This window comes from Pseudomonas grandcourensis (assembly GCF_039909015.1).
Lineage (GTDB): Bacteria > Pseudomonadota > Gammaproteobacteria > Pseudomonadales > Pseudomonadaceae > Aquipseudomonas > Aquipseudomonas grandcourensis.
Genome location: NZ_CP150919.1, coordinates 2,632,251 through 2,657,715 on the forward strand (window position 1 = coordinate 2,632,251; position 25,465 = coordinate 2,657,715).

Annotated in this window: 20 protein-coding genes and 1 pseudogene; 12 read left to right on the top strand and 9 right to left on the bottom strand. The window is 59.8% G+C overall.

Annotation, left to right across the window (positions count from 1 at the left end):
• Positions 1-86: 86 nt before the first annotated feature.
• Positions 87-1,523, top strand: coding sequence for an IS1182 family transposase (locus AABM52_RS11840; protein WP_347908065.1), 1,437 nt, complete (start codon positions 87-89; stop codon positions 1,521-1,523).
• Between the two features lie 237 nt (positions 1,524-1,760).
• Here the strand turns inward: AABM52_RS11840 and AABM52_RS11845 are convergent, their stop codons facing one another.
• The 3 genes from AABM52_RS11845 to AABM52_RS11855 form a co-directional block, all read right to left on the bottom strand.
• A complete protein-coding gene (locus AABM52_RS11845; RefSeq protein ID WP_347911924.1) occupies positions 1,761-2,477 on the bottom strand; it encodes a class I SAM-dependent methyltransferase in 717 nt (238 codons plus the stop codon).
• A 362-nt stretch (positions 2,478-2,839) separates the two neighbouring features.
• Positions 2,840-3,259, bottom strand: a complete 420-nt coding sequence (locus tag AABM52_RS11850; protein WP_347911925.1) for an organic hydroperoxide resistance protein — start codon at positions 3,257-3,259, stop codon at positions 2,840-2,842.
• Positions 3,260-3,490: 231 nt separating this feature from the next.
• Entirely contained in the window at positions 3,491-4,375 is an 885-nt protein-coding gene (locus tag AABM52_RS11855) for a LysR family transcriptional regulator (RefSeq protein WP_347911926.1), read from the bottom strand.
• A 278-nt stretch (positions 4,376-4,653) separates the two neighbouring features.
• Here AABM52_RS11855 and AABM52_RS11860 point away from each other — a divergent pair, with 278 nt between their 5' ends.
• The 6 genes from AABM52_RS11860 (at position 4,654) to AABM52_RS11885 (ending at position 11,632) form a co-directional block, all read left to right on the top strand.
• Positions 4,654-6,054 (top strand): MFS transporter, encoded by a 1,401-nt coding sequence (locus tag AABM52_RS11860; protein WP_347911927.1) that lies wholly within the window; start codon positions 4,654-4,656, stop codon positions 6,052-6,054.
• A gap of 157 nt (positions 6,055-6,211) precedes the next feature.
• A complete protein-coding gene (locus tag AABM52_RS11865) occupies positions 6,212-8,215 on the top strand; it encodes an aminotransferase class I/II-fold pyridoxal phosphate-dependent enzyme (RefSeq protein WP_347911928.1) in 2,004 nt (667 codons plus the stop codon).
• A gap of 27 nt (positions 8,216-8,242) precedes the next feature.
• On the top strand, positions 8,243-9,025 hold the full coding sequence (locus tag AABM52_RS11870; protein ID WP_347911929.1) for a transporter substrate-binding domain-containing protein: 783 nt from the start codon (positions 8,243-8,245) through the stop codon (positions 9,023-9,025).
• 172 nt (positions 9,026-9,197) lie between these two features.
• Positions 9,198-9,911, top strand: a complete 714-nt coding sequence (locus AABM52_RS11875; protein ID WP_347911931.1) for an ABC transporter permease subunit — start codon at positions 9,198-9,200, stop codon at positions 9,909-9,911.
• A gap of 18 nt (positions 9,912-9,929) precedes the next feature.
• Positions 9,930-10,628 (top strand): ABC transporter permease subunit, encoded by a 699-nt coding sequence (locus AABM52_RS11880; RefSeq protein ID WP_007999837.1) that lies wholly within the window; start codon positions 9,930-9,932, stop codon positions 10,626-10,628.
• The gene (locus AABM52_RS11885) at positions 10,628-11,632 is read left to right on the top strand and encodes a DMT family transporter (protein ID WP_347911932.1); all 1,005 of its coding nucleotides are present in this window, start codon (positions 10,628-10,630) and stop codon (positions 11,630-11,632) included. Before AABM52_RS11880 ends, AABM52_RS11885 begins: the two co-directional genes overlap by 1 nt.
• Here the strand turns inward: AABM52_RS11885 and AABM52_RS11890 are convergent.
• A pseudogene (locus AABM52_RS11890) lies at positions 11,588-12,073 on the bottom strand (TetR family transcriptional regulator C-terminal domain-containing protein); the annotation flags it as partial. The gene AABM52_RS11885 and the pseudogene AABM52_RS11890 overlap by 45 nt on opposite strands.
• A 171-nt stretch (positions 12,074-12,244) precedes the next feature.
• Here AABM52_RS11890 and AABM52_RS11895 point away from each other — a divergent pair.
• Positions 12,245-13,261: a succinylglutamate desuccinylase/aspartoacylase family protein gene (locus AABM52_RS11895; RefSeq protein WP_347911933.1), complete on the top strand. Its 1,017-nt coding sequence runs from the start codon at positions 12,245-12,247 to the stop codon at positions 13,259-13,261.
• A 74-nt stretch (positions 13,262-13,335) separates the two neighbouring features.
• Here the strand turns inward: AABM52_RS11895 and AABM52_RS11900 are convergent, their stop codons facing one another.
• Positions 13,336-13,695: a hypothetical protein gene (locus AABM52_RS11900; RefSeq protein ID WP_347911934.1), complete on the bottom strand. Its 360-nt coding sequence runs from the start codon at positions 13,693-13,695 to the stop codon at positions 13,336-13,338.
• A gap of 393 nt (positions 13,696-14,088) precedes the next feature.
• On the bottom strand, positions 14,089-14,457 hold the full coding sequence (locus tag AABM52_RS11905) for a type 1 fimbrial protein (RefSeq protein WP_347911935.1): 369 nt from the start codon (positions 14,455-14,457) through the stop codon (positions 14,089-14,091).
• 263 nt (positions 14,458-14,720) lie between these two features.
• Between AABM52_RS11905 and AABM52_RS11910 the strand changes: the two genes are divergently transcribed.
• The gene (locus AABM52_RS11910; protein ID WP_347911936.1) at positions 14,721-15,179 is read left to right on the top strand and encodes a hypothetical protein; all 459 of its coding nucleotides are present in this window, start codon (positions 14,721-14,723) and stop codon (positions 15,177-15,179) included.
• A gap of 290 nt (positions 15,180-15,469) precedes the next feature.
• Here the strand turns inward: AABM52_RS11910 and AABM52_RS11915 are convergent, their stop codons facing one another.
• Together AABM52_RS11915 and AABM52_RS11920 are read right to left on the bottom strand one after the other, a co-directional pair.
• Positions 15,470-15,835, bottom strand: a complete 366-nt coding sequence (locus tag AABM52_RS11915) for a response regulator (protein WP_347912618.1) — start codon at positions 15,833-15,835, stop codon at positions 15,470-15,472.
• 44 nt (positions 15,836-15,879) lie between these two features.
• The gene (locus tag AABM52_RS11920) at positions 15,880-16,872 is read right to left on the bottom strand and encodes a response regulator (RefSeq protein ID WP_347911937.1); all 993 of its coding nucleotides are present in this window, start codon (positions 16,870-16,872) and stop codon (positions 15,880-15,882) included.
• 266 nt (positions 16,873-17,138) lie between these two features.
• Between AABM52_RS11920 and AABM52_RS11925 the strand changes: the two genes are divergently transcribed.
• Positions 17,139-22,280, top strand: a complete 5,142-nt coding sequence (locus AABM52_RS11925; RefSeq protein WP_347911938.1) for an AAA family ATPase — start codon at positions 17,139-17,141, stop codon at positions 22,278-22,280.
• Between the two features lie 58 nt (positions 22,281-22,338).
• On the opposite strand, the gene AABM52_RS11930 is transcribed toward AABM52_RS11925, so the two are convergent.
• Positions 22,339-22,740 (bottom strand): helix-turn-helix transcriptional regulator, encoded by a 402-nt coding sequence (locus tag AABM52_RS11930; RefSeq protein ID WP_347911939.1) that lies wholly within the window; start codon positions 22,738-22,740, stop codon positions 22,339-22,341.
• Between the two features lie 393 nt (positions 22,741-23,133).
• On the opposite strand from AABM52_RS11930, the gene AABM52_RS11935 reads away from it, so the two are divergent.
• Together AABM52_RS11935 and AABM52_RS11940 are read left to right on the top strand one after the other, a co-directional pair.
• Positions 23,134-24,126: an MBL fold metallo-hydrolase gene (locus AABM52_RS11935; RefSeq protein WP_347911940.1), complete on the top strand. Its 993-nt coding sequence runs from the start codon at positions 23,134-23,136 to the stop codon at positions 24,124-24,126.
• Between the two features lie 181 nt (positions 24,127-24,307).
• On the top strand, positions 24,308-25,327 hold the full coding sequence (locus AABM52_RS11940) for an alpha/beta hydrolase (protein ID WP_347911941.1): 1,020 nt from the start codon (positions 24,308-24,310) through the stop codon (positions 25,325-25,327).
• Positions 25,328-25,465: the final 138 nt, after the last annotated feature.

Genomic DNA, 25,465 nt, shown 5'->3' on the forward strand with positions numbered 1-25,465 from the left:
GTGATTGACTGCTATGGGTCCAGGCTGTGTGAAAACGCCAGTGTTTGTCTAACCTTCTGATCGTCTAGATCGTATTGGGGGCGATCATGAAGCGATTCATTGAAGGTGAGGCTCGGACGCAAGTCACGTTGCTGCCTGAGTGCTTGGACGATTACGTAGCCGAAGAAAATCCAGTGCGAGTGGTCGACGTTTTCGTCGATGAACTCGACCTGGGTGCACTTGGGTTTGAAGGTGTTGATCCTGCTGCAACGGGGCGTCCGGCCTACCATCCAGCGATCTTGCTGAAGATCTATATCTACGGCTACCTGAATCGGATTCAGTCCAGCCGCCGGCTGGAACGGGAGGCCGAGCGCAATGTCGAGTTGATGTGGCTGACGGGACGTTTGGCTCCGGACTTCAAAACCATTGCCGACTTTCGCAAAAACAACGGCAAAGCCATTCGCAGCGTCTGCCGGCAATTCGTAGTGCTTTGTCGCAACCTCAATCTCTTCTCCCAATCAATCATCGCCATCGATGGCAGCAAATTCAAAGCCGTCAATAATCGCGACCGTAACTTCACCCAGGGCAAAGTGAAGGCACGCATGCAGCAGATCGAACAGAGCATTGACCGTTATCTAACGGCGATGGATTCGGCGGATCGGGCAACACCCGAAGTAGCCGAGGCCAAGGCCGAGCGGTTGAAAGAAAAGATAGAAACGCTGAAAAAGCAGATGCAGAAACTCAAGGACATCGAGGCGCAGCTCCACGACAGTCCAGACCAGCAAATCTCTCTTACCGATCCAGATGCACGCTCAATGGCCACGAGCGGCCGAGGCACCGGAACGGTTGGTTACAACGTCCAAACAGCTGTCGACGACAAACACCATCTGATCATTGCCCATGAGGTGACCAATGTTGGTAATGATCGTGGGCAACTGAGCAATATGGCGAACCAGGCGCGTGAAGAAATCGAGGCTGAATCGCTAACGGTGGTGGCCGACCGAGGCTATTACAAAGGTCTGGAAATCCTTGCTTGCGAGCAAGCCGGCATCACTACCTTCGTACCGAAACCCCTGACATCGGGCAGCAAAGCCGAAGGCCGATTTGGCAAGCAGGACTTCATCTACGTTGCTGCATCGGACGAGTATCGATGCCCTGCGGGACAGTTACTGACCCGGCGGTATTCGTCGGTGGAAGACGGCATGTTATTGCATTGTTACTACTTCTCGGGCTGCCAGTCCTGCGCAATGCAAAAGCAATGCACCACGGGTAAAGAGCGCCGGGTAAAGCGCTGGGAACATGAAGCCGTAGTCGATGCAATGCAGGCTCGGCTGGATCATGATCCAACGATGATGAGGCGTCGCCGCCAGACCGTTGAACATCCTTTTGGAACGCTCAAATACTGGATGGGAAGTACCCACTTCCTGACCAAAACCCTGCCGAGGGTAAGCACCGAGATGAGCCTTCATGTGCTCGCCTACAACCTCAAGCGAATGATGAGCATCTTCGGCATCGCAGGATTGCTTGAAGCGATCAGGGCGTGAGTCTAGCCGCTTGCTCGCCCGTTAGTAGCGATTTGGGCCGCTGGCGCGACCCAAACCGCATTTACGAACACCTATGTAGCTGACTAAGGTAATTCGCGCTTCCGTCTGCTGTTTCGCAGGCAACGCACGCAACTCTCCGTTATCGACGTACTCAGTGCGTTTTCACACAGCCTGGGTCGACTTCTGCCCTTCGTGACAGGCAGAAATCGGCCAAAAGCGGCCCTTACGCGTCCATGTTCAGGCCGTTTTGCACGTCAACCAGGCTCCCCAGAAAAGGCTACTGAAGAAACGGGTAGCGTTCCCGAATCCTGCTTCATTCAGCAGCTTTTGAACCGCTGCCTCGGAATGTGGAGGGTCGGCGCCTTGAAGGATTTTCCCAAGTTTGACCTTCACTTCGTCCGGGCTGGCTCCATGCTGCCGCCACCGTTGCCCCCAGGCAGCGAGGAGTAACGGCTGGCTGGCATACGCATATTGATTCCCTGCGACAATCAGCGGCGCCCCCGGCTTTAGATGAGCCTGAATGGATCGTAATATTCTTCGCTTGGCATCATCCCCATCGAGATGATGGAGTACACCGATCAAAGTGGCTGCGTCGTATGCCTCACCTGCTGCCAAGTCTTCAACATGCCCAAGATGCATGGCCGTTCTTCCGAGCAAATTATTTGCGTCTAACTGCTGTTTCGCTGCTTCCAGCATAGGCCCGGATGGATCAACGGCAGTGAAACGCCAGCCCGGCTCAAGCTTGGCCATTGCAACGATCTCCTGCGCGGTACCGCCAGCGCCCACCACAAGTATTTTTGCCGATCCCACATTGCCAAGGCTTGCCGCCAGCATGCACGCCGCCAAGTCTTGGCAAGCGTCGTATCCTGCTAGTGCAATGCGGCTCTGACGGCCGTACTCATTGGCCCGTGAGGTATCAAATTTTTCAGCTGAGTTGAGAGAGGATGATTTCAAGGCGGTTCTCCATGTCCTCAAATCAAGCTACGCCACCTTCAGAAATAATAAAAATTCATTAATTTTATATATTGCATTCCTACAAGGAATGCAGGGTTCAAATCAACTCACCTCTCTCAGACTGGTTCCGCCTTGTAATGACAGTCAGCTAAGGGTCGTTCTCTGCCGGTCATGGCCATGCGGCTTGCTGGTCAAATCCGATGCAAATAAGTGGTCAGGTGGAATGCAAATGGATGGGGCCGTCAGTGCCGTTACCCAGTCGAAACGCCGCCCGGAACAAGCTCGCTCCCACAGCAATTGCGGTGTTTAAAAAGCCTGGCCTGACCGGAATCAAGACGTCAGGCCAGGCTTTTTTGCATCGGTCAAACCAGATTGATCTCGACGTCGATGTTGCCGCGGGTCGCCTTGGAGTACGGGCACGTCTGATGCGCCATTTCCACCACGGAGCGTGCGATGGTCGGGTCCAGGCCCGGCAGGCTGACATTGAGACGGGCTTGAAGGAAGAAAGCGTTTTCGGATTTGCCCAGATCGATTTCGGCATCCACCGCAACGTCGCTCGGCAAGGCCACTTTCAGCGCGACGCACGCTTTGCCCATCGCCCCGATGAAACAAGCCGACCAACCCGCCGCCAGCAGTTGCTCAGGGTTGGTGCCGGCACCCGAAGAGCCGGGAGGCGAAAGCTTGATGTCCAGACGTCCATCGGTGCTGCGCGCCTGACCGTCGCGGCCGCCGGTGGTGTGGGTCTTGCCGGTGTACAGCACGGTATCGATTGCATTGATCATGGTGTTTTTCCTGTCAGTGGGTCGCTGGAATGCTCGGAAAACCTGCGCTTTCCGATGTGCCCCACTTTTTCATTTCCATGTACTGCACATATGTCCTGAACCTGGCAGTTGTGTATCGCTGTGTAAGGTGGTCGGAGGGGAATACAGTGCGATACAAACCGTTTGAATGCCTTCGACCGGGGAGGATGTGGCGGTCAAGCCGGGCGTTCCATACTCGGTTTTCCGGTGGCGTTATTGACTGCAAACCTCCCACACACAACCGCGCAGCCAGCGATGGGCCGGGTCGGCGTCCATGCGCGGGTGCCACAGCATCGAAACCGTGATCGCCGGCGTGGGGAAGGGCAGGGCAAAGCAGTGCATCCCCTGGCACAGGTTGCCGACGTGCCGCTGCGGTACGCTGGCGACCAGGTCTGAAGCCCGTGCCAATGCAATCGCCGAAGAGAAACCGGCGACGATGGTGGCGATGTCCCGCTTCAGCCCCAACTCATTCAAGGCGTCGTCCATGACGCCTTTTTCGTGGCCCCGGCGCGAGACCAGGATGTGCCGGGCGTCGGCATAACGAACAGCTGTCATCTCGCCACGAGCCAGTGGATGGCCCTTGCGCACGACGCCCACGAACCGGTCGCGAAACAGCATCCGGGTCCGCACTTCCGGGCTGGTGGATTCGCCGATCACACCGGTTTCCAGATCCACAGAACCGTCGCGCAGCAGGGTGCTGTCCTTGTTCAGCTTCTGCACGAAATTCAGGCGGACGCCGGGTGCCTCTTCGTTGATGCGGGCGATCAGTGGCGGGCCGAAATTCTCCACGAAGCCATCGCTGGTGCGCAGGGTGAAGGTGCGCACCAGTTGACTGAGGTCCAGTGCCTCGGCGGGGCGCAGGACGGCTTCGGCGTCCTGCACCAGCGCGCCGACCCGTTCACGCAATTCCAGCGCCCGGGGCGTGGGAACCAGCCCACGCCCGGCCCGTACCAAAAGTGGATCGCCCGTGGTTTCGCGCAACCGCGCCAGCGCCCGGCTCATGGCCGACGGGCTCAGGCGCAAACGCTTTGCCGCGCGGGCCACGCTGCCTTCTTCGAGCAACACGTTCAGGGTGATCAGCAAGTTCAGGTCGGGCATGGAATCAATTCCTGTGGGAGCGAGCCCTGTGGCGAGGGGGCTTGCCCCCGTTGGGTTGCGAAGCAGCCCCAAAATCTCTGATGCACCAAAGATCTTGTGAGTGCTACGCACTCAAACGGGGCGGTGCGGCGTTCCGACAAGCCCCCTCGCCACAGGCTCCCACACTGGTTTGTGGATTAGATGGCGTTGTATGCACGTATAAAGTGCAAATGCTGCGTCTTCCGCCATGTTATGGCCAGGCTTAGTCTCGGGACAACTATTTGCGGAGTCGCGAGAAAATGAAGTCCATATCGATTCGGGGCGCCTTGGCCAGCCTGTCGTTATCCATGCTGCTGTCGTCCCTGGGCACCAGCATTGCCAACGTGGGTTTACCGACACTGGCCGAGGCGTTTTCAGCGTCGTTCCAGGCCGTGCAGTGGGTGGTGCTCGCCTATTTGCTGAGCATCACGGCGCTGATCGTCAGCGTCGGCCGGCTCGGCGACCTCATGGGGCGGCGGCGATTGCTGCTGATCGGCATTGCGCTGTTCACCGTTGCCTCGCTCCTGTGTGCCCTGGCGCCGAATCTGTGGCTGCTGGTTGCCGCCCGTGCCTTACAGGGCGTCGGCGCGGCGACCATGATGGCACTGACCATGGCGCTGGTGAGCGGGGCGGTGCCCAAGGAAAAAATGGGCAGCGCGATGGGCGTGCTCGGCACGATGTCGGCGATTGGCACTTCGCTGGGGCCGACGCTTGGCGGCGTGTTGATCGCCCAGGTGGGCTGGCAGGGGATTTTTCTGCTGAACCTACCCTTGGGTGTTTTGGCGATCGGACTGGCCTGGCGTTTTTTGCCGGTGGATCGCCACGAGATGACCTCCACTCGACCCGATTTCGACGCGCTTGGCACCCTGGTCTTGGTCCTGACCCTGTTGGCTTACGCACTGGCAATGACCCTTGGACGCGGCAGCTTCGGCCCGCTCAATACGGCGCTGCTGCTGGTCGCGATAATCGGCTTGATGGTGTTCGTATTCGTCGAGCAAACCGCCGCGTCGCCGCTGGTCAAACTGGCGATGTTGCGCAATCCGCTGCTCAGCGCGGGGTTCGCCATGAGTAGCCTGGTGACCACGGTGGTCATGGCCACCCTGGTGGTCGGGCCGTTCTATCTGTCGGCTGCGCTGGGTTTGAGCGCGGTGAGTGTCGGGCTGGTGATGTCGGCCGGACCGCTGGTCGCGGCATTTGCCGGCGTACCCGCCGGGCGGCTGGTCGACCGATGGGGTGCACAACGTTCGAGCACGGTCGGGCTGATTGCCATGTTGACCGGCACTTGCATCCTTCCCGTCGTGCCGATGAGCGTCGGCGTACTCGGCTACCTCGTTCCGCTGGTGGTCCTCACAGCCGGATATGCGCTGTTCCAGGCGGCGAACAATACCGCCGTGATGGCAGATATTGAGTCGCAGCAGCGTGGTGTGGTTTCCGGATTGCTCGGCCTGTCTCGCAACCTGGGGCTGATCACCGGCGCCTCGGTCATGGGCGCTGTGTTCGCCTTCGGCACGGCCAGTGACGATATTTTGCAGGCGCAACCTGAGGCCATCGCGCAGGGGATGCGATTGACGTTTGCGGTTGCTGCGGGGCTGATTCTCCTGGCTCTGGTGCTGGGAACCGTCAGCAAAATCGTTTCACGTCGCTTGATTGCGCCGTGCTGAAAAACGGCGCGACTGTCGTGAAAACGACCTGTTTGCGCTGAACGCGAAGCCTCGCGAGTTTTCTGTTGAACGAGTGTTCAGTCTGGACTATGTTGGGGGCCACCTTCCCCCGGCTGGTTGCGGGCTTGCGTTTCTTCAATTCGAACGAGGCACTGGCATGCGGTTTTCACCCTTTGTAGAGCGGATCAGTGGCCAAGGCGTTGCCGCCTGGGATATTCACTACGCGGCCAGCGCGGCACAGCGCAAAGGCGAGGACGTGATCATCCTCAGCGTCGGCGACCCGGATTTCCCCACCCCCGATTTCATTACCGATGCCGCCATCCACGCCCTGCGCGAAGGGGACACCCACTACACCGAGATCGCCGGCCGCCAGGCTTTGCGCGAGGCCATTGCCGGTCGTTACAGTCAACTGATCGACCGTGAACTGCAGGCGTCCAACGTCATTCTCACGGCCGGTGCGCAGAACGCCTTGTTCGCCACCTCGATGTGCCTGCTCGGTGCCGGCGACGAGGTGATTTCCTTCGATCCGATGTACGTCACCTACGAAGCGACGCTCAAGGCGTCCGGCGCCACGCTGGTGCGGGTGCCCTGCGCGGCGGACTCGGGTTTCCGCCTCGATGCCGCCGTGTTGGCCAAGGCCATCACCCCGCGCACCCGGGCGATTTTCTTCTCCAACCCGAACAACCCCACCGGCGTGGTGCTGGGTCGCGAAGAGCTGCAAGCCATCGCCGACCTCGCCATCGCCCATGACCTGTGGGTGGTGGTGGACGAGGTCTACGAGAGCCTCGCCTACGAGCGTGAACACCTGAGCCTGGCGGCGTTGCCGGGCATGGCCGAGCGCTGCGTGGTGATCGGCAGCCTGTCCAAATCCCATGCCATGACCGGTTGGCGCATCGGCTGGGTCGTGGCCAATGAAGCCCTGGTCAATCATGTCGAAACCCTGGTGCTGAGCATGCTGTACGGCTTGCCCGGGTTTGTCATGGAAGCGGCGCTCAAGGCCGTGCAGTCCCATGACGAAGTCACCCACGGCATGCGCGAGATCTATCGTCGGCGCCGCGATCTGGTGGTGTCCGGCCTGGCGGATTGCCCGGGCATCAGCGTGCTCAACCCCGATGCCGGCATGTTCGTGCTGGTGGACGTGCGCGGCACCGGCCTGACCTCGCTGGAGTTCGCCTGGCGCCTGCTGCGCGAAGCCGGTGTCTCGGTGCTGGATGCGGCGGCATTCGGTGAACCGGCCCAGGGGTTTGTACGACTGTCGTTCACCCTGAGCGACGAGCGTCTGGCCCAGGCCTGCCAGCGCATTCGCGGTTTTGTCCAGGTACTCAATGGTGAAGCGCCGAGGCCGGTGATCGGCACGGTGACCAGCACCGCGGCCGTCGAACCGGTTGCGGCCAAGACCATGATCGAGGTCGATGGCCTGCACAAACGCTTCGGCAATATCGAAGTGCTCAAGGGCGTATCCCTGACCGCCCGCGAGGGCGAAGTGATCTCCCTGATCGGTGCCAGCGGCTCGGGCAAAAGTACCTTGCTGCGCTGCATCAACATGCTCGAAGTGCCGGACCAGGGACGCATCCTGGTCGATGGCGAAAGCATTCACCTCAACCAGAATCGTCCCGGCGCACCGCTGGTGTCGGACGCCAAACAGCTTGTGCGCATCCGTTCCAGCCTGGGCATGGTGTTCCAGAACTTCAACCTCTGGCCCCATCGCACGGTGCTGGAAAACCTCATCGAAGCGCCGACCCAGGTCCTGCGTGAAAGCCGTGCGGAGGCCACTGAACGGGCCGAAGCCCTGCTCGAACGTGTAGGCCTTGCGGCCAAGCGCAACGAGTACCCGGCGTTTCTCTCCGGGGGACAGCAACAACGGGTGGCCATCGCCCGGGCCCTGGCCATGCGGCCCAAGGTCATGCTGTTCGATGAACCCACCTCGGCACTCGACCCGGAACTGGTCGGGGAAGTGCTGCGGGTGATCCGCTCCCTCGCCGAAGAAGGCCGGACCATGATCCTGGTGACTCATGAAATGGCCTTCGCACGCGATGTCTCTTCCAAAGTCGCCTTCCTGCATCAAGGGCTGATCGAGGAAACCGGTTCGCCGGACGAAGTGTTCGTACACCCACGCAGCGAGCGTTGCCGACAATTCGTCAACGCTCATCAGACTCGCTAACTCATCATAAAAAGACGGGAAAACAACATGGGAAATCGACGTTTTGCAAACTGGTTGACCGGTGCGGCCTGCGTAATGCTGGCCGGCATGAGTGCCGCCCAAGCGCAACCGATCCGCTTCGCGGTGGCAGCGGAACCCTATCCGCCGTACACCGAAAAGCAGGCCAATGGTGAGTGGAAGGGCTTCGAAGTCGACCTGATCCACAAACTGTGCAGCGAAATGAAAGCCGATTGCGAGATCAAGGAAGTGGCGTGGGACGGCATTATTCCGTCGCTGTTGGCGAAGAAGATCGACGTGATCTTTTCCTCGATGTCGGTGACCGAAGAGCGGGAAAAACAGATCGCCTTCAGCAAGGCTTACTACGACTCGGCGATTGCCGTCGTCGGCCCGAAAGAGGCGTCGGTGAAGAAGTACCCGGATGACCTCAAGGGCAAGATCATCGGCGTGCAGAACTCGACCGTGAGCGCCAGCTACCTGAAGACCTACTACGAAAAAATCGCCGACGTTAAGTACTACGACACCCAGGACTCGGCCAACGCTGACCTGATTGCCGGGCGCATCGACCTGATGATGGCCGACGGCACCGCCATGGCCGCGTTCATCAAGACCCCGGACGCCAAGGACCTGGCCTACCTCGGCACCGTGCCTTATGACCCGATCTTCGGCAAAGGCGTGGGGGCCGGTATGCGCAAGGACGACACCGAACTCAAGGCCAAACTGGACAAGGCCATCCAGGAATTGCTGGCGAGCAAAGACTACGACGAACTGTCCCAGAGCTACTTCGGCACCAGCGTGAAGCCTGCGTTCTGACTGAAAGGGCGAAGCGCAAGTCCTGAGGAAAAGCAGATCCCTGTGGGAGCGAGCTTGCTCGCGATAGCGGTGGTTCAGTCAGCATTGATATTGACTGGCATGGCCTCATCGCGAGCAAGCTCGCTCCCACAGGATCCGGCGGTGTGTTCACGACCGCATACTGGAGACTGAAATGCCGGCAATGTTCGATCTGATCAATTTCACCGAGCAGGGATGGGGCAGTGCGCTGTTGAAGGGGCTCTGGATGACCCTGCAGATTTCCGCCGGGGCCTTTGTGCTCGGGCTGGCCATCGGGTTGGTGGTGGCGTGCCTCAAGCTGGGCGCGCCGAAGCCGATTGCAGCGCTGATGCGCGGCTACACCACCTTGTTCCGGGCGGTGCCGGAATTGCTGCTGATTCTGTTGCTGTACTACGTCGGCTCCATGCTCCTCAATTCGCTGATGACCGAACTCGGCTACGGTGTAGTCAATGTCAGCGGACCGCTGGCGGCCATCGTGGTGCTGGGGCTGGTGCAGGGTGCCTACGCCTCGGAGATTTTCCGCGCGGCGATCCAGGCGATTCCCTTCGGCCAGATCGAAGCGGCCAAGGCGTTCGGCCTGAGCGGTTTCGGGCTGTTCCGCCGGGTCACGCTGCCGATCATGGCGCCTTACGCCATGGCCGGGATGGCCAACCTTTGGATCAACCTGATCAAGGACAGTGCGCTGATCAGCGTGGTCGGCACCAACGAGTTGCTGTACACCGCCAAGCAAGGCGCGGGATCGACGCGCCACTATCTGTTGTTCTACCTCACGGCTGCCGCGTTGTATTACGCAGTGACCTTGGCGTCGAACTATCTTTCGGGACGGTTGGAGCGACGCATTCGTCGCTGGATGCCTCTTGTTGACTGAACCGGCAGAGTGAATGAAATGATTCCAGCGTGGATAGTTGAATACGCGGCACTGTTGGGCCGGGGGCTGCAAACCACCCTCGTTATTCTGTTGGTATCGAGTGTGTTCGGTTATCTGCTGGCGGTACTGGTGGCGCTGGCGCGGATCTCGAAAAACAAGGTGATTGCCAAGGTCAGCCTGTTCTACACCAGCGTCACGCGCGGTACGCCGTTGCTGATCCAGATCTACATCTACTACTACGGATTGGGCAGCCTGTTTGCCCAGTTCCCGCTGATTCGTGGCAGTTTCCTCTGGCCGTATCTGCGCGACGGCTACTGGTACATCGTGTTCGCCCTGGTGGTGTCGATGGGGGCCTATGTTGGCGAAGTGATTCGTGGTGGCCTGCTGGCGGTGCCCAAGGGTGAGATGGAAGCCGCGTCAGCGTTTGGCATGACCGCGCGCCAGTCGTTGTTGCGGGTGCGCTTGCCCCGAGCCTTGCGCCTGCTGTTGCCGACGCTTGCGGGGGAAACCGTGATGCTGCTCAAGTCCACGGCGCTGGCCTCGACCATTGCCGTGATCGATCTGCTCGGCGCCGCCAACGTGGTCCGCGCGCAGACCCTGCAGGTGTACGAACCCTTGTTGCTGGTGGCCGGGGTGTATGTCTGCCTGACGTTCCTGATCGAGGCGTTGTTTGCCTTTGCCGAACGGCGCGGGACGCCCGTGCGCAGGTCGGCCTGATGAGTTCGCCACGGGTTGACCGCTCGCTGCAGGGCATTGGCCTGTGCACGTTGGGTTACGCATTCCTGTCGTTGCAGGATGCGGTCATCAAGTGGCTGGTGGCTGACTATTCGGTGGTCACCATTCTGTTCTGGCGCGCCGCTGTGGTGGTCGTGGCAGTGTTGCTGGCGGGGCGCCTGCGCCTGATCCAGCGGGCCTGGCGCTCGCCGAGCCGGCGCCTGCTGGTGGTGCGCGGTTTGCTGTCGATTGTCGCCTGGGTGCTGTACTACACGGCGGCCCGCGACCTGACCCTGGCCGAGATGACCACCCTGTATTTTTCTGCGCCGATCATGGTCACGGTGCTGGCGGCGGTGATTCTCAAGGAGCGCGCCAGCGGCTGGCAGTGGTTCAGCCTGATCATCGGTTTTGTCGGGGTGGTCATCGCCTGTCGCCCCGACAACATGACCGATCCGTTGCCGATCGTCCTGACCCTGTTGGCGGCGATGTGCTGGGCGTTCACCTACATCCAGCTGCGCCAGGTGGATGAGCAGACCTCCGTGCTGGAGCAGATGCTGATCACCAACGTGGTGTTCGTGATTTGCATGGCGGTCGCCCTGCCGTGGACCCACACGCCATCACCGACGCCCGCCTGGCTGGGCATGCTCGGCGCCGGCCTGGTGGGCGGCATCGGCCAGTTCCTGTTGTTCGCCAGTTTCCGCCGCGCCACCGCGACCTTGCTCGCGCCGTTCGAATACACCGGGCTGATCTGGGCGTTTGCGCTGTCGAGCCTGGTCTGGGGCACGCTGATGGACATGTCACTGATGGTCGGCGCCGGGCTGATCGCGGTCAGCGGCACCCTGGCGATGATCTTCGGCCGACACCCGTCACAAGACGTCGTCGGTGCTGAATGCTCCGTGACGCAGCCCCTTTATCCAGCAGCGGCAGATATGCAGTCCGTTGGCGGCGCTGAAGGTCTCGGGGTTCAGGCACCACTCGAGCCAGAGACCGTCGAGCATCGCCGATAAGCCGATGGCGGCCAGGCGCGTGTCGTGAATCACGAAGCCTTCGCTGGCGGCCAGCCCGTCGAGCAACTGGCGGATCAGATCGAGGTAGGCGCGGTAGCTTTTTTCGTGGGACTGGCTGACGTGTTCGGAGTGACGGATCAGGCTCCAGAACACTACCCACACGCCGAGCAGTTTCGGGTCCATGACCCTGGGCGAGAACGAGCCTTCGAGGAAGGCATCGATCTTTTGCGCGGGTGTCTGGGCCTGTTCGATTTCCTGGAGCAGGGCGGTGGTCAGTTCGCTCGCGAGCCGCTGGTAGGTGTCGGCGATCAGTGCCTCGATGCTGCCGAAGTGATGGTTGAGCAACCCCACGGACACCCCGGCCTCGGTGGCAATGCGTCGCACGGAAATCCCGGCGTGACCGTCGCGGCCCAGGCAGCGCAGGGTGGCGGCCACCAGCATTTCGCGACGGTCCTCGGGTTCGGTGCGGCGGTTTTTCGGGGCATCGGTTGTCACAAGGCTGTCCTTGGGTGAGGTTCCACGATGCCGAGCTTAGTTGAACGTCTGTTCAATCACCAGCCACGGCAGCAGCGATACAACGTTTCTCAGCATTCATGACGGGAGGGAAAGCCAATGCCGCAGGATATTTCGTTCAGTGTTCGCAACAACAACGGTGATGCCGTGCAGGTCGGTGCCTGGCGCTATGCAGGCGACGACAGCGGGCCAAACGTGCACCTGCAGGCCGGCGTCCATGCCGATGAAATCGCGGGGATGCTGGTCCTGCACCTGCTGATGCAACGACTGCAAACCGCCGAAACCCAGGGCCGTCTCAAAGGCAACATCACCGTGGTGCCGCAGGCCAATCCGCTGGGCATCGGGCAGTTTCGCCAGGGGCGGATTCTCGGCCGTTATCACGACGCCACCGGGCAAAACTTCAATCGCGCGTTCGACCAGTCAGCGGCCATGGAGCGACCTTCGACCTGCGTTCAACAATGGCAAAAGCAACTGGTGCAACTGGCCGCCCCGGCCGATGTGATGCTCGACCTGCACACCGATGACGAGGCCCTGCCGTACCTGTACGTGCACCGCAGTTTCTGGCCCCGTGGCCGCGAACTGGCGGCGGCGATGAAGATGGACGTGGCGATCATCTGGGATGACGGCGGCGATGGCTCCTTCGAGGAAACCATCATTGCCCCGTGGATACGCGACGGAGTCACTGCAGGGCGAATGGCCGCGACCCTGGAACTGCGCGGGCAGGGCGATGTCAGCGATCGTTTCGCCGAACAGGATGCAGAAGGGCTGTACAACTGGCTGTGCGGTTGCGGTGTCATCGATGAGTCAGTGGCGCCCGCGGACTGGCCCGTCGAAGCCGTAGAAATGGGCCACATGGAAACCATCATCGCCCCGCAACCCGGGGTGTTGATCTTCGAAAAAGAGCTGGGGGATTTCGTCGAGGAAGGCCAGCGCTTTGCACGGATACTCGGGCGCCCGGGTGATCCATCCTCCGAAGTGGTGTTGCACGCCGAACAAGCGGGGCGCCTGGTGACGCGCTATCGCGATCACCTGATCCCCCAGGGCATGGGGGTGGCGAAATTCACCGGTAGCCGGGTGTCGAGAAACTGGAGTGGTGGGTTGCTGGATCCGAACTAGTGATAGCCCAGCCAACATCAAAAACACAGGAACTGAGGTGAGGGCGCAAACTCCCTCGCCTCAGGTAACCGTATTTATGCGGGCGGGTCGATTTGGTCCAGCACCCGATTCGCCGTGATCTCCGCCAACATCACACTGTTGGAAATCCCCAGCAGGGCATTGCGTGAGCCTCCATCCAGATGATCCACCAACTGGTGCACCATCACATCGACCGAGGCCAGCGTTTCGACCAGATAAACCACCAGGGTTTCGGTCGTGGCTTCGGGATCAACGGTAAACAGGTGGCTGGGTCTGCGCGGTGTGGCTTTGATGTCGGCAGTTGAGGGGAAGTGGAAGGCGAGCGCGCGTTCGGCGGCCTCGTTGAGCTTGTTTGAATCGGGTTCGTATGGGGATGTCGGATCGGTGTCCGGCGGGTTGGGGGTGACTTTGAACATGGTTATCTCCGCTTCATGGTTGAAGCTGCCACGTTCGTTTCCAGGCGAAGAGGTGGCAGCTGTACGCAGGCTGGAAACCCGGGGAAACGGCAACCCGGTAGACCCGAAGGTCTCCCGCGCACAGCCGCCATAACGGAGTGCACACTTAAAAGCGCGCAAGCATAGGTTATGAAGGGCGCAGTTGCGCCATTTTCATTTCGGGGTTTCCAGACCCGGCCGCTGATGGGCAGTGGCGCGGAAACGATAGAGACCAGGGGCAAGGCGCACAAGCCGGCGGATTCTGGCGTAACCGTAGGCAACGACGCAAGGTGTCGTAGCTTTCAGGAAATAACCTACAGCCTTTTTAAACAAGTGCTATTGCTCAGATGCAGACGCTCTGCGCGGACCCCGTGATCAAGGCATGCTCAGGGTAATCAAGTAGTTTCCGGAACGGACCGGCGAGCCTGCATCATCCACCAACACATACTGCTGATCGAAATAGCGACCTTCTTGACCACTGTCAGCGAGCAGTTTGACGTGGGTACGGGATTGACCGACAGCGCTCACACTGGCAGTTGGCGTGAGGGTGTTTGCCTCAACCCCCATCGCGCGACTCTGGGCAGAGCATTGGTAAAGATCGAATGTGCCATCCGTCCCCACGCGTGACTGACAGCCCGGCTCCACAATGCTGCCTTGAAACCTGATGGTGCCCGGCGCCGCCAGGCACGCACCACTGAATGCGAACAAAAGACTCAATCCCGCTGCTATACGTTTACCGTTCATGTCTGACGCTCCTTGAGTTGTAAGGTCTAGGTCGTCAATGAAGGGTAGTAGCTTGAGGCTTTTGTTGTATCGCCGTGTATCAAGGCACCACATCTTCGTACAGCCATACAAAACCAGCTCCCCACGGATACAGCCCGGATACACCACTGGGGCCAAATAGACCTGCCAAAGCGAGATGCATCCCGCACCTCGCAACCAGGTTTATCAACCCTTGCGGTACGACCAATAGAGGTCCCGCCGCGCTATTGAACCGGAGTATCAACATGACTCGTATCCAGTCGAACAAAACCCGCATTGGCCTGATCGCTGTTGCACTGGTCGGCGGTATCAACTTCGCGTCCACCGCTTTTTCGGCCGAAGCCTTGCCTCAGGGCTATCAGCTGGCTGCCGCAGAAAAGACCAGCGAAGGCAAATGTGGCGAAGGCAAGTGCGGTGCCGAAGCCAGCGCGCAAAAGACCCAGGCCGAGGGCAAGTGCGGTGAAGGCAAGTGCGGCGATGCTTCTTTCGCGCGTACCGACGCCGATCATGACGGCCGCGTTTCGCTCAAGGAACTGCTGGCGGTAGCGCCAAAGGGCACTGAGGAATTCAAGGCGATGGACACCAACGGCGACGGTTTCCTGTCCGAAGGTGAGGTGTACAAGTTCCGCACCAACCAGTTCATCTCCAACGGCAAGAAAGTGCCGACCGAGCTGTTCACCAAGTTGAGCCAGGCTAAAGACTGATCGGCCGCAAACAAAAAAACCCTTCCTGGGTTGAAACGCAGGAAGGGTTTTTTGCGTGGGCAGTCGCGAAGGGCCGCAGTCGACCCATTGCTGCCGGTCAGCATCAGCGGAAATTGGGCTAGTGCTGACCATCCCGAAAAACTCATTCAGACATCATTAGTGCGAGCCTGTTTTATGCCAATTTTTTGCTTGTATTCTTTTAGGCAAAGACTGCCATCACCAAAAGCAGGCTTGGGACATGCTGACTACGTCCGCCTTGGCCGGTTGCTTGCGGCAGCATCAGAAGACTTTCAACGCTCACATTGAAGCGCAGACTCGACAGCGCTCAGCAAAGCTTCCCCGCTGAAGGGTTTACGTAAACATTCGATGGGCTCATAACGGCTGGTTTCGGCCAGTGTTGCGTCATCCCAGTGTGCCGACATGCAAATCACTGGAAATTTTCTGTGTTTGAGCGTCAGTGCGTGCATGACCTCTATCCCTGACAGTCCGTTCATCTTTAAATCCAACAGCAGACACGCGATGTCGTCGAAGTTTTCGAGGGCTAGGAACTCCTCTCCCGAAGTGAATACCCGAGAGCGGTATCCCACCGACCGCAGCAGATTGGCCAGGCTTTTGCGAACGGACGCATCGTCGTCCACGATACAGACGATGATCATGGCGCTGACGGATGACCCGGGCGCGGCGCAGTCATTGTTGGTAGTCATGTAGGACTCTGCGCGCCAAACGTCGGCTCTGAGCTAATCAGCCCATACAGGTTGACCAGGCTCACCAGCGAGCGCGTTTGCATCTTCTCCATGATGTGTTTGCGGTGGACCTTGGCGGTGATTTCGCTGGTACCCAGCCGGTTGGCGATGTGTTTGTTGGACAGCCCCTCCACGACCAGTGGCAGCACTTCGCACTCACGAGGGGTCAACAGAGCGGCTTTTTTACGGGCGGCTTGAATGCGCCGCCATTGCTCGAATGCCATCGCTGCACGTTGACGGGTGATGCGCAGGGTATCGAGCAACTGCTCGTCGTTGAAAGGTTTGGTCATGAACTCGACCGCTCCCGCTTTCATGGCCTGCACCGACATCGGGATGGTGCCGAACCCTGTCATGAAAATCACCGGCCACGGATGTCCGCGTTGTCCGAGTGCCGATTGCAGTTCCAGACCTGTCGCCTCGGGAAGGCTGATGTCCAGCAATAGGCAAGCCGGGCCAATGTCGAGGTCAGCGCTGAGCACTTCTTCGGCCGAGGTGAATACCCGGTGCGCGATGCCTTCGGCCCGCAGCAAACGACTGAGTGCTGTGCGTACGGATGCTTCGTCATCCACGATGTACACCGGCACGCTGTCAGGATCGATCGTCTCCTGATCCTCGGATGCAAAGGTGCCCGGTGATACCGGATGGAACAGGGGCTGGGGCGATTCACGTTCTTTCAATAATCGGTAACCTCGGCGCGGGACCGTCTGGATGAACTCTTTTTCTCCAAGCAACTTGCGCAGCGAGGAAATCTGCACCTGGAGATTGTTTTCCTCGACGACGGTGTCAGGCCAGACCTGCGTGATCAATTCATTCTTGCTGACGATTCGGCCATCTGCTTGCAACAGCACCGACAGGATTTCGAATGCCCGGCCCCCCATACGCAGCGGCCGTCCATCAAGAAAGGCTTCACGCCGTTCCAGGGAAATAGTGGCTTGGCCGAGTCGGATCATAGGTTCCTCTGCACTGCGTTGACGGGGAGTGACGCCAAAACGTCGTTTCATCAGGGCTACACGCTATGGGACGGCCTCGCATAATGCAATTATCCCGAGGGATAACACGCCGCGATTTCAGTGCACAAAAATCACAGTGCGCCAGGGTCCTAAACTGCCACCCTGATGCCGATAACGGACAGGATTACTCGAGCGCAGCCATCGGACCAGAGCCTTGCGTATACTCACCGGCTCAGCCCGAAACGAATCTTCAGCGGTGATTGTTCATGCCCAGCAGCTCTCTCTCAGCATCCGGTTCCCACAGTCTTGATGTCTCACACGATGAAGCCTGGCTTGAGCGTTGTGCCTTCACCCTCCTGCGCCGGGAAAACGACCTGACCTGGTTCACGCTCCAGGATCGGGCATCGGGCACACGCTGGCTCGCCGCCCGGGCGCCGATTCAGCGGCCTTTCCTATGTCAGCGGCTGGAGCGCGATTTTCACTTGCGCCTGGATCCGGCCTGGGCGATTGCGCCTGTCGCGTTCATCCGCTCGGCCGAGGGGCCTTTGTTGATCTATCCCGCGTCCGGGGTGCCGCTGACTGATTTGATCAGTGACACAGGGCTGCCACTGGCACGCTTGCTGGCCATCGCCGTAGCCGCGGCCAACGCGCTGGCGAGCGCCCAGAAGACGGGTGTGCGACATGCCAGCCTGCTACCCCACCACTTGGTGGTGGATGCGGCGGACTCGGTCAAACTACTGAGTGTTCACAGCCATGCCGGGGAGGCGCCCGCCGTAGAACTGCCCCACCTGGAGCAATGGCCTTATCTGGCCCCCGAGCAGGTACGACGCGATGCCGCCAGTTTTGATTCGCGCAGCGATATCTACGCGCTGACCGCGATTCTTTATCAGGCACTGACCGGCCGCCTGCCGCTCACCGCCCGCGATCCGTCCCAATGGCTGCACGCGCATGCCGCCGTCCAACCGCAATCACCGGCGATTTATGTCACCGATCTGCCGGAAGGCATCTGCCGAGTGCTGCTCAAAGGCCTGGCGAAAGAACCGGGTGCCCGCTACCAGAGTGCCGAATCAATGGCCGTAGATCTCGCCTGGTGCCAACAGCAGTGGCTGGAACATGAGCGTATCGACGCGTTCCGCCTGGGCGCTTTCGATGTGTTGCCTTCCTCGGCCCGCGGCGATGTGCTGTTCGGGCGAGAGGCCGAGCGCACGCAGTTGGTCGAGCTGATGGATCAGGTGGGCAGCGATGGTATTGCCCGGGTCCTGCTGGTCGGTGGCGCGCCGGGCGCCGGAAAGTCGACGCTGATACATCGGGGTGTCCGGCCCCTGGCGCCAGGTTACTGGGCCAGCGGCAAGAGCAATCTGTTGCAACAGGAAATTCCCTTTGCACCCTTGGCAGAGATCTTCAAGTCGCTGTTGACACAGTTGCTGGGCAAGCCGGCTCTGGAGCTGCGGACGCTGGGCGAGCAACTGGCCGAACGGCTCAAGGGACGGGGCAGGCTTCTGGTGGAACTGGCGCCCGAGGCCGAGCTGGTCATTGGGGTCACACCTGAGCTGCCGAACATGCCGGCCCGACATGCGCTCGATCGCGCCAACCGGACCCTGCTTGATGTATTGGATGTCTTCGCTCAGCCGGGATGTCCCCTGGTGCTGTTCGTGGATGACGTGCAATGGGCGGACGATTCGACGCTGTCGTTTTTGCAGGCATTCGTCGACCGGCGGCCCCGGCATCTGGTGCTGATCCTGGCGTATCGCGAGGCGCAGACGCAGGCCCTCGAGCGCGAGGGGGGAGTGCTGCAGATGCTGGCCCGCGAGCAATCGTTGCCTTGTGCAAGCGTCATGCTGGGGCCATTGTCCGTGGCCGCGGTCGCGCAGCTGATCGCCGCTGAACTGGACACCGAAGCCAGGGAGATAGCGGCGCTCGCGCAACTCGTGCATTACAAGACGGCCGGCAACCCTCTGTTCGTCAGCCAAGTGTTGCGCGCATTGATCGATGAACGTCTGGTGCGCTTTGATGTGCAGGATCGCCGCTGGGTCTGGAATCAACGAGAGGTGGACGGTTATCGCTACGCCGACAACGTCGCGGACTTGATGGTATTGCGACTCGAGCGCCTGTCACCGATGGAGCGCGAAGTGCTGCGCACGGCCAGTTATGTCGGCGGACGCTGTGATGAATCGCTGCTGCATCGGCTGTTGCCGTGTGAGCCACAACAAACCACCCATGATGTGCAAAGCCTGGTCGATGCAGGTTTTCTGTTGCGTGATCGTGAGCAACTGGTGTTTCCCCATGACCGTGTGCTTGAGGCGGCCTGTCAGCTTGCGGCGTCAGCGGGACGCGCCGCCGAGCATGCGCGTATCGCTGGCGCCATGCTTGATCATTGGGGTGAGAAGATCCATGAGCGTGTGTTCGAAGTCGCCAGTCAGGTCCAGCGCATTGACGCCGATGAACTGGAAGCGCATCGCCGCGCCGCGTTCGTCGAGCTGTTGATTGAAGCCGCCGAACGCGCCCGCGACACCGCCGCTGTCGAGCAAGCCGTGGGCTATCTTCGCACGGCCGAGAGTCTGCTCGGCCAGACAGGTTGGTCGAGCCTCTACAGCCAGACGTTTGCCACCCAATGGCTGGCTGCCGAGTGCGACATGCTCCTGGCCGATCTAGAAGGCGCTCAGCGCCGCCTCGACGAATGCCTGACCCAGGCCACCATAGTGCTCGACCGCGCGAAGACCTATCGGTTACGGGCCACTTTGCGCACGCTGCACTCCGATTACGAGGGGGCGATCACCGAGGCGCTGAACGGTCTGGCCTTGCTGGATATTCCCCTTCAGCGCAGGCCCTCGCAGGACGATTTAACCCTGGGCTTTACTCAGGTTCGTAGGCTTGTCGGTGCACGCCGCATCGCCGATCTCGTGCATTTGCCTAAGGCCGATGACCCGCCTGTCGAAGCGGCCATGGAATTGCTCAGTACGTTGATTTCTTCGTTCTTCATCGACGACGACATTCGTTTTCTGCATTTGGCAAAAATGGTCGAACTCACGCTGCTGCATGGCACCACGCCAGGCAGTGGTTACGGTTTTGCCTGGTTTGGCGTGATGATTGCCGAACGCTTTGGCGAGTATGTGGATGGGCAGGCCTTCGCCGAAGTGGCTCTGGAGCTCACCGACAAGCACGGCTACGAAGCAGGGCGCACAGGCACGCTGGTGGCGCTTGATCAGGTTAGCCCCTGGACTCGACCGATGGCGTACGCTCGAGAAAAGGCCTTCGCCGCATTCGAGTGCGGCCAGGCCGGCGGCGACCTGGGCATGTCCTGTTACGCCTGCAACCACATAGGTTCCGACCTGCTGTTCATGGGCGAACCTTTGCCAGGGGTGTTGAGCGAACTGGAACATGGGTTGGCGTGGGTGCGGCAATTCCATTACATCGATATCGAGCGCATCCTGCTGGCGCAACAGGCATTCGCCACCGATCTGCGTGACGGGCGCGTGCATCGGCCATTGGCCGAACTGGATGGCATCGAACATGACCATTTCGGTCCCATCGACCGTACCCGTGTGTCGCAGCCGACGCTGTTCTGGTCGTGGCTTTATTCAGGCATGTCGGCGTTTTATTTCGGCGATATCCCTTATGCATTGCGACGTTTCGAAGAAGCCGCCGCGCTGACCTGGTCCATTCCGGCGCATATCAATCTTGCCGATTACTACCTGTTCTACAGCCTGACGCTGGGCAGTGCGCAGGCGCCGGGCGCGGTGGCGGAAAAACTGCAAATACTCGAGCGGCAACGCTTGCAGTTTTTGCCGTGGGTCGAGCTCAACCCGACAACCTTCCGCAACAAACTGCTGCTGATCGAGGGGGTCATCGCCCGTTTGCGCGGTCAGGAACTGGTAGCTATCCGTTGTTTCGATCAGTCTCAGATCGCTGCGGCGGCGGCAGGTTTCATCCATGAGCAGGCGCTGGCCAATGAACAGCTGGCGGGTATCTGCCTACCCAACGGGCTGGTGTCGGGTGCCAACCACCACCTGCGTGTCGCGCGCGATTGCTACAAACTGTGGGGCGCCAACAGCAAGGCACGCCTATTGGAAACCTTGCACCCTTTTCTGAGTGATGAGCCATCGTTCGAACCGGTCCTGCCTTTGACCCAGGTCCGTCTCGATCTTGAAGTGGGAATCGAAGCGGCGCGTGCACTGTCGCAGGAGGTTCTGCTCGAAAGATTGGTCGAAACCCTTATGAATCACTTGATGATTCAGGCCGGGGCCGACAATGGCATGCTGATGATCGTCAGCGGTGCCGAAATGCAGTTGGCGGCGACGGCTTCGGTTGAAGCCGGTAATGTACGGGTCGCTCTGGATGCCGGGCAACCGCTCGAACAGATCGCGCCGGCCTCGGTGCTCAATGCCACGATGCGTACGCGCACGCCCTTGGTGCTCGACGATGCCTGGGCCGATTGTCCCGAGGCCTACAGCGCCGATCTGCAACCGCGCCAAGTGCGGTCAGTGTTATGCCTGCCATTGCTCAAACAAGGCACGTTGATCGGCCTAATCTATTTGGAAAATAGCCTGGTCCCCAAGCTATTCAGCGCCCCGCGCCTGACCATGCTGGAGATTCTCGCCTCTCAGGCCGCAGTGTCACTGCAAACCGCCAAGCTGTATGAACAGCTGGTCGAGGACAACAAGCTACGGGCGCAAATGGAAGCGGACTTGCGCAGTTCCCGTGCGGAATTGGCCCGCAGCTCGCACCTCAAGGTCATGGGCGAGCTTTCGGCTTCGATTGCCCATGAAATCAGCCAGCCGTTGCTGGGCATCGTGTCCAATGCCTCAGCCAGTCTGCGCTGGCTAAAGCGTGATCAGCCCGATCTGGAGGAGGCAATTCAGGGACTGGAAGACATTCGCTCGGACAGCGCGCGCGCCGCGGACATAGTCCAGGCACTTCGTGCACTCGCCAAACAGGCTCCGTTGCAACGGTTACCGGTGCAAATCGATCACTTGATCGCAGAGGTCCTGCGCCTGACCGCCACCGATCTGGCGAACCGCAATGTGAGCCTGGAGACCCGGCTCGAGGCGCAATGCCCGGTGTCGGTCGACGCGGTGCAGATCCAGCAGGTGGTGTTCAACCTGATCACCAATGCGCTGGATGCCATCGCCGGTGCAGGGTTGCCCAATGGACGCATCATCATCAGCTCAGTGGTAAAGGACGCTCATGTCCAGGTCTGCTTCCAGGACAACGGCCCCGGCATTGACGCGCACCAGCGCGAGCAGATCTTCGATGCGTTCTACACCACCAAAGGCAGCGGCATGGGCATGGGCCTGGCCATCTGCAGGTCGGTGATCGGTGCACACGGCGGGACAGTGGCGGTTCAGGACAGCGAGCAGGGCGCGCGGATTTGCTTCAAGCTGCCCCTGGCACCGGCCAGCTCCGGATGAAAAAAAGGCCGCATGAGCGGCCAAAGGGGAGGAGTTCGTTTTGTTGATCTCGATCATTTCACGCGTGTAGTTCTTGCGTGTGCGACTGTCCCACGCCTACGCCCCGGCTGTCGTGAATTCTCCAGTTGGGTATGTCCCGATCGATCACTGGCATCTGGAGAGGGTGGCTCGTTGCAAAAACAACGGCCCGGCGCCATGCCTTGGGTGTCATTCCTTCCAGGCGGCTGAAGGTGCGGGTGAAATGCGAGTGATCCGCGAAACCGCATTCATAGACGACATCGGTAATCGGCATCGAGGTGATAAGCAGGCTTTTGGCTTTTTCGATTTTCATCATCATCAACCAGCCTTGCGGCGACTGGCCGGTAACCTTTTTGAACGCTCGGGAAAAATGGCTGCGGGACAGATTGCACTGTTCGGCAATCGCGCTGATACGAACGCAGCTGCCCATGTCACGCAGCATCAGCTCCTTGGCACGGCGCTCCTGCCAGCCGGACAGGGCGCCCAACGGCCGTACACGGGTGCATGGATGGTTTGAATTCACCGATTGCGGGTTCATGGTGGCTCTCCTGATCGTTCAGGAAAGTCTGTCCCCCGGCGACATTTAAAGTCCTTAAGCAAACCTTAAGAGTTATGAAGTGAGCTGTCTCACACGCGCTCGACAGCACACCGTTTTGGGCGGGCGAACCCTTGAAAACTCTCTGCAGGTCCTATTATCAAAGTCCATTCATATGCAGTGTCATACCACTGCGCTAAATCAGCACATCGCTGCAATTTCACGGTATTGGGCAGGTGCATGATCGAATTTACTCGGCTTACTTGATTAGCCGTTTTCTGACTCGATCAAAGGTGAGGCATGAAGCATTCTCTGGTTTGCATACTGCGTGGATTCGGCCTGGCATTCGTGCTGACTTCTGTTGGCGTCCAGGCTCAGGCGCCGATTCAGGCCACTCAGGTCCCCGGCTACTATCGGTTGGCGGTGGGTGATTACGAAGTGACGGCGCTGTTCGACGGTTACAACGATCTTTCACCGAAGCTGCTACATGGCATGAGCCAGAGTCAGATCCGCGCGCTGCTCGCCCGTCGTGCGATTGAAACACCGGGCGTGCAGACGGCGTTTAACGCCTTCCTGATCAATACTGGCAAACAACTGATTCTGGTCGACACCGGGGCCGGGCAGTGCATCGGCGCTACCGCAGGCCAGCTCTCGGCCAACATACAAGCCGCCGGCTACAAGCCGGAGCAGGTCGATGCCATCCTGCTTACGCACTTGCATCTGGATCATGTCTGCGGTCTGGTGGATGGTCAGCAGCAGCCGATCTTCGCCAAAGCCTCTGTGTATGCCGCCAAGGCCGAGGCCGATTACTGGCTAGACCCGCAGGCGCTGGCTAAAGCTCCGGAGGCGGCCAAAGGCTTCTTCAAGATCGCGCAGGACTCCACCGCACCTTACATCGTAGCGGGGCGCTTCAAAACCTTCGCCCCGGGTCAGTCGCCATTGCCGGGTGTGGTGGAGGCCCAACTGGAGACCGGACACACGCCGGGCAGCAGCACGTACCGCTTCGCCTCCCAGGGGCAGAGCATCCTGTTCATGGGGGACCTGGTGCACAACCTCGCCGTGCAATTCCTGCACCCGGAGGTGTCGATCGGGTTCGACGTTAACAATCAGCAAGCGATCAAGAGTCGCAATCAGGTGTTCAGTGCCGCTGCCGCGAGCAAGACCTGGGTGGCGGCCGCGCACTTGCCGTTCCCCGGTATTGGACATATCAGCGCCGTGGATAAGCATTTTGAGTGGGTGCCGGTGGAATACGGGCCGTACAAACGAGCGGCCAACGTTCCGTTGATCGAGTAACGCCCGCTGTACCACGCCTGACTCCAGACACAAGGAAAGGCGCCGAACAGCGATCACTCCGGTTTTTGGGATGTCTTCGGCTGTTCGTATTTTTCCTCGCGAAAATCAATAAAAAGCGCCGGCCGAACTTGCCGGCGCCGTCTGTAGATATTCAATCTCAAATAACTAAAAAGGATTACCCATGGACATCATCCAGAAAACGCTGGCCATCACCCTCCTGGCTCTTTCCATAGACAATGCCATTGCCTCAGGCAGCCCGGGTGTCGAACACACGACCCAGGCCTTCCTCGAAGCCCTGGAGGCAGGTGGTGGCAAACCACTGGAACAACTGAGCCCGAAAGACGCCCGTGCGGTGCTGACTGGTGCACAAACCTCAGTGAAAGTGGACCTGTCCGGTGTGGAGGTCAGCGACAAGGCGATCACGGTCGATGGCCACCCCCTCAACCTCAAAGTGGTGCGCCCGGCCAAGGTCAAAGGCGAGTTGCCGGTGTTCATGTTCTTTCACGGTGGCGGCTGGGTACTGGGCGACTTCCCGACTCACCAGCGTCTGATTCGTGACCTGGTGGTGGGTTCCGGTGCCGTTGCGGTATATGTCGACTACACACCATCGCCCGAAGCGCATTACCCGACCGCGATCAACCAGGCCTACGCCGCGACCCGCTGGGTGGCCGAACATGGCAAGGACATCGGTGTCGACGGTAAGCGACTGGCGGTAGCCGGTAATAGTGTCGGCGGTAACATGGCGGCGGTCGTGGCATTGATGGCCAAGGAACAGAAAGCCCCGGCCCTGCGTTTTCAGTTACTGATGTGGCCGGTGACCAACGCCGGGTTCGACAATGGCTCGTATCAGCAATTTGCCGAGGGCCACTTCCTGACGAAGGGCATGATGCAGTGGTTCTGGGACAACTACACCACTAATCCGGCCGAGCGCTCACAGATCCACGCCTCACCACTCAACGCCAGCGCCGAACAACTTAAAGGGCTACCGGCAGCCCTGGTGCAAACAGCCGAGTTCGACGTCTTGCGTGATGAAGGCGAAGGTTATGCCCTCCATCTGGATGCGGCCGGTGTGCCGGTCACCTCAGTGCGCTATAACGGCATGATCCATGACTTCGGCTTGCTCAATCCGCTGAGCTCGATTCCCGAGGTCAAGACTGCGGTGCGTCAGGCAGCACTGGAGCTCAAAACGCATTTGAACTGAGCCGCCAAAATGAAGCCTGCCTTGCGGCAGGCTTCTCATTGATCTGACCTCACTCAATTCAAAGCACAAGGATGCAAGCCTGGCAAAACTGAACACTTCAAAGTGAAGGGGTAGTTACCCAACCACAATGGAGCGATA

Coding starts and splice junctions, on each gene's coding strand:
- AABM52_RS11905 (WP_347911935.1), bottom strand. CDS start 14,457: ATGAACGGTAAACGTATAGCAGCGGGATTGAGTCTTTTGTTCGCATTC.
- AABM52_RS11895 (WP_347911933.1), top strand. CDS start 12,245: ATGCCGCAGGATATTTCGTTCAGTGTTCGCAACAACAACGGTGATGCC.
- AABM52_RS11915 (WP_347912618.1), bottom strand. CDS start 15,835: ATGATCATCGTCTGTATCGTGGACGACGATGCGTCCGTTCGCAAAAGC.
- AABM52_RS11880 (WP_007999837.1), top strand. CDS start 9,930: ATGATTCCAGCGTGGATAGTTGAATACGCGGCACTGTTGGGCCGGGGG.
- AABM52_RS11900 (WP_347911934.1), bottom strand. CDS start 13,695: ATGTTCAAAGTCACCCCCAACCCGCCGGACACCGATCCGACATCCCCA.
- AABM52_RS11850 (WP_347911925.1), bottom strand. CDS start 3,259: ATGATCAATGCAATCGATACCGTGCTGTACACCGGCAAGACCCACACC.
- AABM52_RS11840 (WP_347908065.1), top strand. CDS start 87: ATGAAGCGATTCATTGAAGGTGAGGCTCGGACGCAAGTCACGTTGCTG.
- AABM52_RS11855 (WP_347911926.1), bottom strand. CDS start 4,375: ATGCCCGACCTGAACTTGCTGATCACCCTGAACGTGTTGCTCGAAGAA.
- AABM52_RS11925 (WP_347911938.1), top strand. CDS start 17,139: ATGCCCAGCAGCTCTCTCTCAGCATCCGGTTCCCACAGTCTTGATGTC.
- AABM52_RS11940 (WP_347911941.1), top strand. CDS start 24,308: ATGGACATCATCCAGAAAACGCTGGCCATCACCCTCCTGGCTCTTTCC.
- AABM52_RS11935 (WP_347911940.1), top strand. CDS start 23,134: ATGAAGCATTCTCTGGTTTGCATACTGCGTGGATTCGGCCTGGCATTC.
- AABM52_RS11930 (WP_347911939.1), bottom strand. CDS start 22,740: ATGCTGCGTGACATGGGCAGCTGCGTTCGTATCAGCGCGATTGCCGAA.
- AABM52_RS11920 (WP_347911937.1), bottom strand. CDS start 16,872: ATGATCCGACTCGGCCAAGCCACTATTTCCCTGGAACGGCGTGAAGCC.
- AABM52_RS11870 (WP_347911929.1), top strand. CDS start 8,243: ATGGGAAATCGACGTTTTGCAAACTGGTTGACCGGTGCGGCCTGCGTA.
- AABM52_RS11865 (WP_347911928.1), top strand. CDS start 6,212: ATGCGGTTTTCACCCTTTGTAGAGCGGATCAGTGGCCAAGGCGTTGCC.
- AABM52_RS11860 (WP_347911927.1), top strand. CDS start 4,654: ATGAAGTCCATATCGATTCGGGGCGCCTTGGCCAGCCTGTCGTTATCC.
- AABM52_RS11910 (WP_347911936.1), top strand. CDS start 14,721: ATGACTCGTATCCAGTCGAACAAAACCCGCATTGGCCTGATCGCTGTT.
- AABM52_RS11875 (WP_347911931.1), top strand. CDS start 9,198: ATGCCGGCAATGTTCGATCTGATCAATTTCACCGAGCAGGGATGGGGC.
- AABM52_RS11885 (WP_347911932.1), top strand. CDS start 10,628: ATGAGTTCGCCACGGGTTGACCGCTCGCTGCAGGGCATTGGCCTGTGC.